The following is a 12,674-nucleotide window of genomic DNA, read 5'->3' as shown; positions in this document are numbered from 1 at the left end:
ATACTGGGTTCTAAAAATTGTAATCAAATCGGCTTTTCCGGTGCAGGCATGTCGAAGCCGTTCAATATTATAGCAATCAGGCTGTAACCGCCGATGAGGAAATACAGCTCGGCGACGCCTTCACGGCCGAGCAGATTCAAGGCGTGATTATAGGTTGAATCAGGGACGATGCGGCCCTTGACAAGGCAGTTTGCAATGTCGCGGGCGATAGCTTCTTGCTGCGTGAGTCCGTTGGGAAACCCGGCTGCTGCCAGGGACGCAATTACATCTGGGGATAACCCGAATGCTTCGGCCATAATTTCATGGGCGTAAAGCTCGAATTTCGCGCCAAACAGGCCTCCGACGGCAAGAATAGCTACTTCTCGTACCGTTTTGGGAAGCGTCGCGTGCGTATCTAGCGTCCTTAAAAAGCTTAGCGCGGGAACGCCGAACTGCGGATAATGCAGCATTGGCGCAAACGGGCCCAGCAATGCGCCCTGCTCATCGAGCATCTTCACCTGCCCCTGGCTGGCAGAAACTAGGCCGGCAATTTCATCGTGGACGAAGCGGAGTTCAGGGCTGAGGGCATCAGGGGATAATGGTATAATACGCATTGTGTTGTGATAAAAGTTGAATGCTTATGGATGAGTGAATTCACCGTCGATCAGTATAAATGCCATACGACAAGGGCCGCCGGACCGATTTGCCCAGGCGTGGTTCGTGCCGTTCTGAATCACGATATCGCCGGGCTGGATGACGGTTTCACCACGGTCAAGCACCAGCGTTATCTCTCCTTCGAGCACGATCCCGTAGTCGACGGTTTGTGTGCGGTGCATGAGTGGATGTGGTGCTCCGGCTGCGGAAGTAGAAGCATGTTCATCGCGCATGGATTTGAATTTCGCGGCAGCGTCTGCACCTGTCAGCTTACGGATTTCTTCACCTTCCGGAGGGAACTCGATGACCCTTATACGCGTAGCGTTCTTAGGGGGAGGCAGTACCAGACCAGTCTCGTCGGAATCATCGGGCTGGGCATGGATCAATGCCGGCGTTTCCAGGGTATGCCATACCTCGAAGAAGGTGGGGCCGCCGGGCCCACCAACGAGCTGCGCGCGTGCGGGTGGGGCATCCGAAACGATAATGGCACTGCCGTCCGTATGGTGTCCGGTCACAATGCGTCTGAATGTTTTTGGAGTTTGGCTCATTGGGTTGTTTTGGTAGTATTTAACTTTACAATGCGAGGAATCTATTTCTTAAAGTAATCAGCGGTTCCATTAATCCAGTCTTCCCGCCTGGGGGCGAAAAAATCGAGGTCTATTGTTCCTTCCTCTAAGCTGGTAAAACTATGGGGTACACCAGGCGGAATGAGAACAGCCTGGCCAGCCGAAATAATCATCGTTGTGTCACCAATCAAAGCCTTGACACTGCCTTTCAATATAAATGAGTACTGCTCATTTGCATGATGATGTACCGGAACCGATGCACCTTTTTGCATTACAAAGTATCCAAATGTTCCATTAGCCCCCGATTCAGAGCGTAATATGATCCCTTCGGAAATTTTTTTAGCCTCCATGCTGCCGATTGTCAGAAGCTTGATTTTCTGACCTTGTGAAGGTGTCGCAGCCAATAGTGAAAAAAGAAGATATACGATGGGTGTCAAAAGTCTTTTCATTGCGTTTAGCGTTAAGAATTATGCTTGTTGATAGCCAACTATTTGTTCAGGTTTCAAAATCTGAAGATTTCATCCAGTTCGATCACATGCACCCCGGCACCAAGCACCTTGGGGGCTTTACCAAGTTTTTGGGCGAGTGTCGCGGTTGGCAGCGCCCTGTATTTTTTCAGAAAACCGAGTCCATTCAAAAAAGTCAGCAGGCCGGTCGTAAGGCGTTCTACCCGGCGGTCTGTATTTGCTCGCAGCAGGTGGCCAGGCCTGAAAATAATATATTGCTCGAACATTAGACTGGCGATTCGTTCTTCCAGCTGCCCCTTAATCTTCAGGTAATGTACGTTACTCGATGTCGACGCACCGAATGACGAAAGCAGCACCGCACGGGACACACCGTTCCGCCGGGCAATATGTGCGAATTGTAATGGCAGCTCAAAATCGATACGCCACTGCTGATCTTTGGAACCAGCCGATTTCAGGGTCGTTCCCAGGCAGGAGAACCATACATCTCCATGAATGTAAGCGGCGACATTGTCGAGCTCATTAAAGTCGATGATATGCTCGGTCAGTTTGGAATGTAAAATGCCTGCCGACCGGCGAACGAAAGTCACGACATGCGTATAGTCAGGCTCCGAAAGCAGGACATTTACAAGGTCTCTGCCCGTGGCACCTGTCGCTCCGATAATTAATGCTCTCATGGTTTCAAGCTATCATTATTTGTTAATCAGGCCTTCGGTACAGGATACCTTTCCTGACAACAAAGTTCACCTGAACCGCGAGAGAAATGGTTGAACTGAATCACTATTAATCTGTGACTACCGTCACAATTACCTGCCTTATGAATGCCGTCGACTGGCCGGATAGAGCCGGCTAAGTGTCTCGCGGCTGATGCCCAGGTATTCGGCGATGTATTTTCTGGGTATTTTCCGGATAATTTCCGGATGTCGGTTCTTAAATTCTTCGTATCGCTGCTTTGGGTTCTGCGAAAGCAATGAGATAATTCTGTGCTGCTGGGCGGTATATCCGGTTGTTACTTTCATTCGGAAAAAGCGCTCCATCTTGTGCAGCTCCGCCGCCATTTTCTCCCTGGCGGGAAGTGAGAGGCATAATACTTCTGCCTGTTCCATGCACACGACGTTCACATTCGATTCGGTCTCGTGAAAGAGCGCATTGTAGTCCGATAGCCAGGAGTTTTCGAGCGCAAATTGCAGGATGTGTTCTTTCCCGCCATCATCTGTGTAAAAAGCGCGGAAGGCCCCGTTGGCGATCCAATATTCACAGGACACCCTGTCGCCAGCCTGGATGAGGTACTGATGCTTTCTCACTTTTTTAGCGGTGAAAAACGTCCTGATATACGCAAATTCATCGTCGCTAACCGGCGTGATTTCTTCAATATGCCTTCGTAATTTTTCCATCATTATGTGATTTTGGAAGAGAATAACGTAAAAAAACTACAATGACTATACGAACTCTGTGCCAATGTATATTTATTTGATTATTAATTGATTGAGAAAATTTATAGTGTGACTTGGATACGATATTTCGCCATTTCTTGAGCGTTTTCAAAAGCAAGAAAAAAGTTGAAGCTTACCTGTTGTTCTCCCTCCAAAAATCTTTTAACTTCAAGATTGCCGGTTGATTCTGGCGTTACCGAATGAAAGCTCAACCCGATGGATTTATGATCTGTAAAGCAATTTTCCTGGCTGGCTTTTTAATTGTATTCAGCCAATCGGCGGCCGCTCAACCGACCATGGGACATCTACACGTCGAGCGGTATCCCTACCTATCGCTTCCCTTATATCTTAATCAATTGCAGACAGCCAGGGAAGACACTGCGAGGGTTCGTCTGCTGCTCAAAATCAGCAGCATTTACCATTGGAACGACTCGCGTGGCTCGGCGGACAGTTCAATCCTGTTTGCGCGCACAGCGGAAAAGCTTAGCAACTCCCTGCAATTTACCGAGGGCCGTATCGAGGCTACATTCATTCATTGCAAGTCACTGCTCCAGAAGCGGAATTTTCGCGAGGCAAAAGAGGTCCTTAAACGCGTGTACGGCGAACAATATATTCGCATTTTGTTGGTATTGGCCGAATATTATATCAATGACAAGGATGCCAAACCCGATGAATTGCGAAATGCCCATCCCTATCTGCAACTGGCCGGTCGGATGAGCGCGCAGCTGAAATCGAGGCATTGGATCACTGAAAGCAGCATTGCCCGGGCGAAGTATCACTTTCATTTGGGGGAAATAGATAAGGGCAGGGATTGCTTTTACCAAGTCATAGGGTACTGCGAGAAAACAGGGGATAAACCCGGACAGGCACATTGGTGGCATGAGCTGGGGCGCTATCTGCCCGAAACGGCCACCTATGCCTTACAAATTTACAGTTACGGAAAGGCGAAGGCCCTGTACCGAGAGCTGGGAAACGTTGAGGAGCTCGCCGACTGCCTGTATGAAGAAGGGGCCATTCACGAGCTTCACAACAGGGTGGACCTGACCGAAGAGCGCTATTTGTCAGAACTCAACTTGTTGAAATCGGCAGGGTTAAATAAAGACCTCTTCGCCAGTTATCAAAGGCTTTCGGCATTCTACCAGGCAAGAAATAACCTCGACAAAGCATTGCGTTATGCATTATTGGGGCTGGAAAACCTGAAAGCGATGAAAGACAGCAGCCGATTGAATTCGGTCTATTCGACCATCGGGGACTTATACCATACACTCGGCGATCATGCTACGAGTATCAGGTACTACAAACTGGTACTCGCCACCAGCCCGATCCATATGATACATACTTATAAGCTGATCAGCAGGCTGGTGGATGCGGAAATCAAAACGAATAATGCACAGAAAGGACTTCAATTTCTCAGAACGTTTTTGAAAACCAGGGGCGAGCCCGAAACGGTGCTTAACAAGCAATTGGTGGCTTACCTTTATGCTAATTGTTACGCGGCCATGAAGAATTACAATGCTGCGGAGCGCTATTATCTGGAGGTAATACGGCTGAACAGCGAAGTCGAATCGACGGAAAAATTCTGGTGGCGGAACCTCAATTCAGTTTCCGGGCCAACGGCCTACCTCACAGTTGGCAGGTTTTATACGGATCAGGGGCAATTCGATAAGGCAGCACGCTTTGTAAAAAATGCGATTACCTATCCGCAACTCGGCCCGGCACGTGAAATGGAGGCGCGGTATCTGAGCTATAAAATCGATTCCGTTGCCGGAAACCACCTCGCATCATTCAGGAGTTACCAGCGGTTCATTTTTTTGAGGGACTCTATTCAGCGGGTCACGAAAGACGAGCAGTTTGCAGTGTTGAAGGCCAATTTCAAGACGGCCCAGAAAGACAAGGATATCAGGCTGTTACAAAAGGAGGCGCTGCTGAGAAAGCGGCAGTTAGAGCTGAAATCGCGCACGGAAAAGTTTACCTATGCAGGCATTATTACCCTCGTAGGCATGCTGCTGTTGCTATACAATGGTTACCGTGTCAAACAGAAAAAGAACCTGCAACTCGAAGAACATCAGAGAACGATCAACATCAAGAACATATCGCTTCTCAGGCTGGTCGACGAAAAAGAGTGGCTGTTAAAGGAAGTTCATCACCGCGTAAAGAATAACTTACAGATTGTAATCAGTTTACTCAACTCGCAGTCAGCGCATTTAAAAGAAGATGTGGCGGTTAATGCCATCGTCGAAAGCAGGCACCGTATTCAGGCTATTTCAATGCTGCATCAAAGAATTTACCAGTCCGAAAGCATGGTCTGGATCGCGATGAGCAGCTACATACATGAACTGGTGTATTATCTGAACACCAGTTTCAACCTGGGGAAGCGCATCATTTTCGCTGTCAACGTGGAAAACATCGAGCTGGATTTGTCCCAGGCGGTACCTGTCGGGCTGATATTGAATGAAGCTATTACCAATTCACTTAAATATGCATTTCCCGAAGAGCGGGAAGGAACAATTGAGGTCGGGTTTAAGGTCAGCGGCCGGTGCGAGCTGCTTCTCACCATTACCGACGATGGCATCGGTCTTTCCACCGACGTGGATATTAATCAATCGAATACATTCGGCCTTAAATTGATCAGGGGGCTTAGTGAAGACCTGGATGGTACTTTTCAACTCGCGAGCGTCAATGGAACGAAACTGTCGGTGTCATTCCCTCATAAACTGACGAGCGAATATTTACCAGCGGAACAAAGTGCAGATGCACAGGTCAACTAGGCCGGTACCGTTCAGCCGACGACAAACCGCCAGTTAATGCCGAGTTTCTTCATTTTGGAAACCAGTGTAGGCGCGGGCATATTGAGTATTTCCGCGGCGCCGCCTTTCCCGGAAACCTTGCCGTTACTTTTCGCCAGTGCCGATAAGATGAGGCTCTTTTGATTATTCCCTGTCATCGTTTCCGGAAGATCGGTATGGAAGCCGGGCTCGCCCTCGGGCAGGTCAACGGTTGATATGACGTAGGAAGATGTCAGAATGATCTGTCGTTCGATCACGTTTTCGAGTTCGCGGATGTTACCTGGCCACGTGTATTTTTGCAGTTTTGGCAGGGCAGCCGCGTCGATGTTCTTGGGCAAGCTTTGGGATAACCGGGCGTGTTTCTTCAAAAAGTATTCGACCAACTCGGGAATATCTTCCGTGCGTTCCCTTAGCGGCGGGAGTGTGATGGCGAACACGTTGATCCGGTAATACAAATCGATGCGGAACTTTCCAGCGCCTACTTCTTTGTAAAGGTTCCGGTTTGTGGCCGTGATAATGCGGATGTCTAGCTTGATGGTACTGCGCCCGCCGATCCGTTCCAGTTCTTTTTCCTGTAAAACGCGGAGTAACTTGGTTTGAGTTTCGAGCGGCATTTCGCCGATTTCGTCCAGGAAGATCGTGCCGCCCTGGGCCTGCTCAAATTTGCCGATCCGCCGTTCCGACGCGCCCGAGAATGCTCCTTTTTCATGCCCGAAAAGTTCCGATTCAATCAGGCCGGGCGGAATGGCGGCACAATTGACTTTGACAAGCGGCTTGTGTTTTCGCCTGGAAATCTGGTGAATGGCCTTTGCTATACCTTCCTTGCCGACGCCGGTCTCTCCCAATATCAGCACAGTGGTATCTAGCGGAGCGACCTGGCTCACCAATTCGAGGGCTTGCATTAATTTGCCGCTGGAACCGATGATGTCGTTAAACTCCACCGGCTTTGGCTGCCGAAGGGCATTATGTCGGGCTGTTTCGGCGTCACGCGTTTGCAGGCGCGCATGCTCGTTTGCGTGTTGGTACCGGTAAATTGCTATATCCAGCGCTACCAGAATATCCTGTTTTTTGAATGGCTTCACCAAAAAGCCGTCCGGCCGGGTTGTTTTCGCGGCATCCAGCGTGGATGGATCGGAATTTGCGGAAATGTAGATGAAAGGAATGTTCGCTTCCGAAAGTGCCGGAGCCAGATCGATGCCCGTTTTCGGTCCTTTGAGAAATATATCAAGCAAGACGATGTCCGGCCTGACCGTGGTCATCAACTGTAATGCCGCGTCCACCGATTTGGCAATACCGCAAACGGAATGCCCGGCATTTTCCAGGATTAACCTCAAATCGTTTGCTTCGATAAACTGATCTTCAACGATAAATACTTTCAAGCTCATGTAGTCGCTTCGCTGGGGAGATGTTTGATTAAAAATACGCAATCGACGTGATTTTCTTTTTTAAATTGTGACATTATCAGGCACAGAAGAAATGAAACCCACCGGAAACCACCCGGAAATCATTGGCTCGTCGAATGCAATGGTGAAGCTCCGCGACCTTATCTCACAAGTAGCCCAAGCGCAAAGTACAGTACTCGTCCTTGGCGAAACCGGCACGGGAAAAGATCTCGTGGCAAAAACCATTCATCAAAACTCGCCGAGAAAAAATGAATGGATGGTTACTGTAAACTGTGCAGCCCTGCCACCCGATCTGATTGAATCGGAACTGTTCGGCCATGAGAAGGGGAGTTTTACGGGCGCTTTCGAACGGCGCATTGGCAAGTGGGAGCTTGCCGAAAACGGAACGTTGTTTCTGGATGAGATAGGAGAATTGCCGCCGTCTTTACAGGCCAAGTTACTGAGGGCTTTGCAGGAAAAGGAGATTGAGCGAATTGGGGGGGACAGCATTATTAAAACCAATGTGAGGGTAATTGCCGCCACCAGCAGGGACCTTGCAGCGGAAGTGCGTGAAGGGCGGTTTAGAAGCGACCTGTTTTTCAGATTGAATGTATTTCCGATCAGTATTCCGCCGCTGCGGGAAAGGAAACAGGATATTCGTGCATTGGTCGCATATTTTTTGAAAAGACATGCCATAAGAAGCGGTCGAAAGGCACTGCGTATATCGGGGAAAGTGATGAAGATCATGATGGCGCACAGCTGGCACGGCAATGTACGGGAACTTGAAAATTTGATCGAACGAAGTGTCCTCATGACGCCCGGCCCGGTTATCGACCAGGTTTTTTTGTCCGTGGAAGACCAGATTCTAGACTCGATCATGGTAGGTAATAGGGTCAAAACCATTGACGAGGTTGTCCGTGAGCATATTTTTCAGGTGCTGAAATTGTGTGACGGAAAAGTGGCCGGTCCCGGCGGTGCCGCGCAAATGCTGCAAATGCCGCCTACGACCCTGCATTCCACCCTGAAAAGGCTCGGCATCCAAAAAGTGTATCTCGAATGACGCAATGCAATCCTCAAAGCCATTTCTGTGATCCTGCGCACATTTTTTCTGTGATTTGGCTCCTTGGACACCCGGCGGGTTGATAGGTAAATTTGATTTTCTTCAACTATTCCCCATCCACTTTCGTATGACTAATCTTACCAACTGGGATGCGACAACCAAAGAGAAGGCGCGGAAGGGTTTCCGGATCCATCTTCTGGCCTTCGTACTGGTCACGCCAGCCATCTGGCTCGTATGGTATTTTACCGGCACGGCTTATCCGTGGCCTTTGTGGTCGACACCGGCCTGGGCCGTCGGACTACTGTTCCATTACCTGGGTGTTTTCGTTTTTACGCGGCGAACCAGTTAATACCCGCAAACCTAATGTCAAAAAAGCCCGGACGGTCAACCAGTCCGGGCTTTCTGCTTTGGGTCCCACTTAACGTTTGGTAACGTCCGATGCTTTTGTCAGCCAGCTTTCGACAGCCTTTGAAAAATCTGCGACGTCGATCGGATGCCGGCTTGTGATGAGGTTGCCGTCCGTAACCACCGGCACATCACTCACTATCCCGCCGGCATTGGTCAGGTCGGTTTGAATGTTCCAGTAGCCGGTCAGTTTACGTCCTTTCAGAATGTCCGCGGACGCGAGTACCACAGGCGCGTGGCAGATGGCCGCAATCAGCTTGCCCGATTGATTGAACTCCCTGATATAGCGGATGACATCCTTATCATACCGCAAATTATCCGGATTCCAGGCGCCGCCCGGAATGAATATAGCATCGTATTCGTCCACTTTGATCTGGTCGGCCGTCCGGTCTACTTTTACCCACCCGACCGGGTTGAGATATTGAATGGCCATAATATGGTTTTTAGCCATTTCAGGCGTACTCAAGCCATATCTGGCTGGGGCGGGATTGAACTTTGGAGCGACGATATCCACCTGCGCGCCCAGTTGCCGGAAATACCAGACCGGGCCGAGAAGTTCTATTTCTTCGAAACCGTCGGCGGCCAGGACTGCCATTTTTTTGCCTTTTAATGCAGTTTTATTCTTAACAGGCGTGAAGAAAAAGGCTTTCAATGCTTCATTACCCGGCGCATTCAATAGTTGTGAGACGGGCATGGAAGACACGGCCGCATTGGAGGACAGCTGATTGATTACTTCGAGCTCATGCGAGCTACCCGACTGGGCATTCACATGCATTGGACCCGACAACAACGCCAGGCTTCCCAGAAATAGAATTTTCTTTTTCATTGTTTTTGAAATTTGGTTAAAAAAGGCTTGGATACTCCGCTACTCCCGCGTCATCGGCGCGATTTCGACCAGGTTATGAAGACCATTCTGAAATGGCGGCTGTTTGACATTCGATTCCAGGTACTCGATGACAGGTTTAACCGGCGGAAAATTGAGATGGTATTCGAAAGCGTCCTTATTTCTGAATTTTTCGTAGGTAACGAACTGTGTACCATCGCCTTCAATCTCCGAAAGCTGATAGGTCACTACGCCCGCCTCACTGCGAAACTTCGGCATTGCAACGTGGTAGGTATCTTTAAACTGCTGCTGCGTTCCGGCACGCGTATCCACGAAAAGCATTATAGTAAGCGACTGGTCTTTACTTCTTGCAGCGGCGCGCCACTGTTTTTTGCTCAAAGGTTCCAGGTCGTTGAGCTTGTAGGTTTTAGGCGGCGCGGTAAGAGCCGTTTGCGATAATGCATCGAGCAAGCGCCCTTGGGTGCTTTTTGAGAACTTTTCCAATTCCTTATCACTGCTCCATCGGTCGACCAGCCAGAGTATCGTCTGTTTGTTTTCCTCCCGGTATGCCTCGGCCATGATGTTTCCCTCCAACAGGATCGCGGATAATACCATTTCAGTCAAAGCTTTTCGGAATGCAGCTTCGTGCTCAGGCTTTACTTCAAACCGGGTAAGCCGGGCAGCTATCGGTTTGCCCGCGTTGCAGCAATGTACCTCGCCCGGCCAATGTGGGGCGTTCTTCGCATTAACAGCCACTGCGAGTAACATGTAGGCTGTTGTCAGTATAATTTTTCGCATATAAGCAGCGGTAAGAAATGTTCTGTTTCCATTTTTGAAGGATACCTGCGCTAGGGAGGGCGATCGCTATGCGAGCGTCAGGAGTTGTTCGTCGATGAAGCTAATCTCTTCATCGGTGAGCTGAACATCAATAGCGAAGGCGTTACTAATCGCCTGCTCTTTATTCCTTGCACCGGCGAGCACTATTGAGATCCCTGGTTGAAGGGTAGTCCATTTAAGCACGAGTTGCGACAAAGTGATCGTTTTATCCAAGGCGATCGTCTCCATCTCTTCGAGCATTGATTGCACTTTTGGAATGTCGAACTGCCGAAAATAGTCGTTTCGATGATCGGTCGGATCGAGCGTATTACCTTGAAAAAATTTGCCACTCAGTAAACCTCGTTCCAATGGACTGTAAGCGATGATCCCGATTCCGTTGCTTACTGCGGTGGGAATAACTTCAGATTCTATTCCTCGCTTTAACATGCTATACGGGACTTGATTTGAAGCCAGCCGAATGGTTTGCTGTGCTTCCAGCATTTGCTGCCTGTTATAATTACTAACACCCGCCGCGCGTATTTTACCCTGATCGATCAGCATTTGCAACGCCTCCATTGTTTCGTCTATCGGGGTGGTGGAATCAAACCAATGGAGTTGTAAAAGATCAACATAGTCGGTTTTAAGGCGTCTGAGGCTTTCTTCCGCTTCTTTAATTACGTTGCTCTTCGATGCAAATTTGTAAACCGGGTACGTTTTGCCTTTCTGCTCGATATCAAACATAAAATCGCCCTTTCCCTGGTTGCTTCCGTCCCATACCATGCCAAATTTTGTGAGCAACTGAATTTTAGATCTGTCCTTGCCCCGAATTGTTTCGCCAATCAATTCTTCGCTAAGCCCAAGCCCGTAGAACGGGGCTGTGTCTAGTGTACTCACGCCCAGGTCAAGCGATGCTTCAATCGCCTCCTTTGCGTGACTTTTCTCTGTACCGCCCCACATGGTGCCACCTATGGCAAAACTTCCGTAGGTGATGACTGACACGTCAATATCTGTAAGGCCAAGCTTTCTGTATTCCATGATAAATTTGAATTGATTAGTTCCTGAAATTGTCCCTGTTATTGGAGATTCAAAATTAGACTACCGCCGTGCCGCGATCGAAGGAGTTTGGTCACAAAAAAAATGTGATCCGCATCACCGGCCTGATTATATACGCGTGATTTAAGAGAAGGCTATACTGAACGATAGGTGCATTAGGTCAGCCAGAATCCTCTGGGGCTCCCTTTCGACGAGGCGGGAGAAAATGCTCAGCAATTGTTTAAGAAATTAGGGATACAGGGAAGGTCAGCGGCGTACGACTTTTAACCCCGCCAGGCTAACCGGCGGGGGCGTCATATCACCGATTAACTAGATTTAAGATATCGATCGTAGCAAACCTGATCTGGAAAACAATTTGTTTCTTACTCTTGCCACATTTTCACTGATGCGCGATTTTCTCACCCTACAATAACGCATCGTCGTTCTGATGTTTCTATGGCCAAGCATTTTGCTAACGTCTTCCAAGGGCACGCCATTATTTAGCATCATATCCGCGAAGAAATGTCTGGCATCATGAGTGTCCAGCCTTCTGATATTTCCTGTTATGTCGCGAATATCGCAGAGGTCTGCCAGCTCCTTCAAATATGTATTGTACCTGAAATTACTGTTCACCGGAATCAGTTTATCGTGGGCGATGCAGTAGGGATGGTCCTTGTACTTCTCAATCAGCTCCTCGATAATCGGCAGTATCGGCACCATTTCGCCGACCCGCGTTTTGCCGCGTTTTCGGACGAGCCACCTTTCCCTCTTCGGGCCAACAAGCGTAATGCTATCCCGCGTCAGTCCATAGATGTCCTGGTAGGCAAAGCCGGTAAAGCATTGAAAAATGAATGCGTCACGCACCTCAGCCAGCCTTTCAACATGCAATTTCTTTCGGTGAATTCTTTCCACCTGTTCGAACTCCAACGGGATTACCTCGACATCGCCGCCGGAGCACTTAAAACCCTCCATCGGGTTACGAGTTATGATTTCCTTCTTGACACCGATTTTTACTATCTGTCTTGTCCACTTCACATCTTTGCGGGCAGATCCCTCCGCGAGCGGTTTTGGCTTGTGAAGCGTCAGGTATTCGTAAAGCTCCTCAGCAAACAGACCAGATAGCTCTGAAAAATTAAGGTCCGATTTTTTGTACTGAAACTTAATAAAAGCAGTGATATGCCTTTTAAGTTTTCGCCAGTGCCGGAGTGTGTTGTCTGAACGCATTCCACGTTGAACCATCAATTCAAATTTTTCGATGTGCTCGTCGAATGCTT

The 12,674-nt window shown here is 48.9% G+C and carries 13 protein-coding genes; 3 read left to right on the top strand and 10 right to left on the bottom strand.

Annotation, left to right across the window (positions count from 1 at the left end; all coding sequences use genetic code 11):
- Nucleotides 1-23: 23 nt before the first annotated feature.
- The 5 genes from BP71_RS32375 to BP71_RS32355 form a co-directional block, all read right to left on the bottom strand.
- Complete coding sequence (locus tag BP71_RS32375; RefSeq protein WP_496385788.1) at nucleotides 24-593, bottom strand: carboxymuconolactone decarboxylase family protein; 570 nt, start codon at nucleotides 591-593, stop codon at nucleotides 24-26.
- Between the two features lie 24 nt (nucleotides 594-617).
- Nucleotides 618-1,181 carry a cupin domain-containing protein gene (locus tag BP71_RS32370; protein WP_496385787.1) on the bottom strand — a complete coding sequence of 188 codons (564 nt, stop codon included), beginning with the start codon at nucleotides 1,179-1,181 and terminating at the stop codon, nucleotides 618-620.
- A gap of 41 nt (nucleotides 1,182-1,222) precedes the next feature.
- Nucleotides 1,223-1,648: a cupin domain-containing protein gene (locus tag BP71_RS32365; RefSeq protein WP_496385786.1), complete on the bottom strand. Its 426-nt coding sequence runs from the start codon at nucleotides 1,646-1,648 to the stop codon at nucleotides 1,223-1,225.
- A 53-nt stretch (nucleotides 1,649-1,701) separates the two neighbouring features.
- On the bottom strand, nucleotides 1,702-2,340 hold the full coding sequence (locus BP71_RS32360; RefSeq protein ID WP_496385785.1) for an NAD(P)H-binding protein: 639 nt from the start codon (nucleotides 2,338-2,340) through the stop codon (nucleotides 1,702-1,704).
- A 138-nt stretch (nucleotides 2,341-2,478) separates the two neighbouring features.
- On the bottom strand, nucleotides 2,479-3,057 hold the full coding sequence (locus BP71_RS32355; protein WP_496385784.1) for a Crp/Fnr family transcriptional regulator: 579 nt from the start codon (nucleotides 3,055-3,057) through the stop codon (nucleotides 2,479-2,481).
- 263 nt (nucleotides 3,058-3,320) lie between these two features.
- Between BP71_RS32355 and BP71_RS32350 the strand changes: the two genes are divergently transcribed.
- Nucleotides 3,321-5,864: a tetratricopeptide repeat-containing sensor histidine kinase gene (locus BP71_RS32350; protein WP_496385782.1), complete on the top strand. Its 2,544-nt coding sequence runs from the start codon at nucleotides 3,321-3,323 to the stop codon at nucleotides 5,862-5,864.
- Between the two features lie 11 nt (nucleotides 5,865-5,875).
- On the opposite strand, the gene BP71_RS32345 is transcribed toward BP71_RS32350, so the two are convergent.
- On the bottom strand, nucleotides 5,876-7,267 hold the full coding sequence (locus tag BP71_RS32345) for a sigma-54-dependent transcriptional regulator (RefSeq protein ID WP_496385781.1): 1,392 nt from the start codon (nucleotides 7,265-7,267) through the stop codon (nucleotides 5,876-5,878).
- Between the two features lie 91 nt (nucleotides 7,268-7,358).
- Here BP71_RS32345 and BP71_RS32340 point away from each other — a divergent pair, with 91 nt between their 5' ends.
- Together BP71_RS32340 and BP71_RS32335 are read left to right on the top strand one after the other, a co-directional pair.
- Nucleotides 7,359-8,324 carry a sigma-54 interaction domain-containing protein gene (locus BP71_RS32340; RefSeq protein ID WP_496385779.1) on the top strand — a complete coding sequence of 322 codons (966 nt, stop codon included), beginning with the start codon at nucleotides 7,359-7,361 and terminating at the stop codon, nucleotides 8,322-8,324.
- 127 nt (nucleotides 8,325-8,451) lie between these two features.
- The gene (locus tag BP71_RS32335) at nucleotides 8,452-8,673 is read left to right on the top strand and encodes a 2TM domain-containing protein (RefSeq protein ID WP_496385778.1); all 222 of its coding nucleotides are present in this window, start codon (nucleotides 8,452-8,454) and stop codon (nucleotides 8,671-8,673) included.
- A gap of 69 nt (nucleotides 8,674-8,742) precedes the next feature.
- On the opposite strand, the gene BP71_RS32330 is transcribed toward BP71_RS32335, so the two are convergent.
- The 4 genes from BP71_RS32330 to BP71_RS32315 all read right to left on the bottom strand — a co-directional run.
- Nucleotides 8,743-9,555 (bottom strand): DJ-1/PfpI/YhbO family deglycase/protease, encoded by an 813-nt coding sequence (locus BP71_RS32330; RefSeq protein WP_496385777.1) that lies wholly within the window; start codon nucleotides 9,553-9,555, stop codon nucleotides 8,743-8,745.
- 39 nt (nucleotides 9,556-9,594) lie between these two features.
- The gene (locus tag BP71_RS32325; protein ID WP_496385776.1) at nucleotides 9,595-10,350 is read right to left on the bottom strand and encodes a putative quinol monooxygenase; all 756 of its coding nucleotides are present in this window, start codon (nucleotides 10,348-10,350) and stop codon (nucleotides 9,595-9,597) included.
- A gap of 66 nt (nucleotides 10,351-10,416) precedes the next feature.
- Nucleotides 10,417-11,403: an aldo/keto reductase gene (locus tag BP71_RS32320; RefSeq protein ID WP_496385775.1), complete on the bottom strand. Its 987-nt coding sequence runs from the start codon at nucleotides 11,401-11,403 to the stop codon at nucleotides 10,417-10,419.
- 333 nt (nucleotides 11,404-11,736) lie between these two features.
- The coding region (locus BP71_RS32315) for a site-specific integrase (protein WP_496385774.1) at nucleotides 11,737-12,674 on the bottom strand (938 nt) is incomplete at its 5' end.

It is taken from the genome of Dyadobacter ginsengisoli DSM 21015 (assembly GCF_059568735.1).
Note: the sequence above shows the minus strand (reverse complement) of the source record. Positions and strands in the feature narration are given on the sequence as shown.

What these genes read in the sequence shown, in the direction of transcription:
- BP71_RS32330 (WP_496385777.1), bottom strand. Translation starts at nt 9,555, where the DNA reads ATGAAAAAGAAAATTCTATTTCTGGGAAGCCTGGCGTTGTTGTCGGGT.
- BP71_RS32345 (WP_496385781.1), bottom strand. Translation starts at nt 7,267, where the DNA reads ATGAGCTTGAAAGTATTTATCGTTGAAGATCAGTTTATCGAAGCAAAC.
- BP71_RS32340 (WP_496385779.1), top strand. Translation starts at nt 7,359, where the DNA reads ATGAAACCCACCGGAAACCACCCGGAAATCATTGGCTCGTCGAATGCA.
- BP71_RS32350 (WP_496385782.1), top strand. Translation starts at nt 3,321, where the DNA reads ATGATCTGTAAAGCAATTTTCCTGGCTGGCTTTTTAATTGTATTCAGC.
- BP71_RS32335 (WP_496385778.1), top strand. Translation starts at nt 8,452, where the DNA reads ATGACTAATCTTACCAACTGGGATGCGACAACCAAAGAGAAGGCGCGG.
- BP71_RS32370 (WP_496385787.1), bottom strand. Translation starts at nt 1,181, where the DNA reads ATGAGCCAAACTCCAAAAACATTCAGACGCATTGTGACCGGACACCAT.
- BP71_RS32320 (WP_496385775.1), bottom strand. Translation starts at nt 11,403, where the DNA reads ATGGAATACAGAAAGCTTGGCCTTACAGATATTGACGTGTCAGTCATC.
- BP71_RS32360 (WP_496385785.1), bottom strand. Translation starts at nt 2,340, where the DNA reads ATGAGAGCATTAATTATCGGAGCGACAGGTGCCACGGGCAGAGACCTT.
- BP71_RS32375 (WP_496385788.1), bottom strand. Translation starts at nt 593, where the DNA reads ATGCGTATTATACCATTATCCCCTGATGCCCTCAGCCCTGAACTCCGC.
- BP71_RS32325 (WP_496385776.1), bottom strand. Translation starts at nt 10,350, where the DNA reads ATGCGAAAAATTATACTGACAACAGCCTACATGTTACTCGCAGTGGCT.
- BP71_RS32365 (WP_496385786.1), bottom strand. Translation starts at nt 1,648, where the DNA reads ATGAAAAGACTTTTGACACCCATCGTATATCTTCTTTTTTCACTATTG.
- BP71_RS32355 (WP_496385784.1), bottom strand. Translation starts at nt 3,057, where the DNA reads ATGGAAAAATTACGAAGGCATATTGAAGAAATCACGCCGGTTAGCGAC.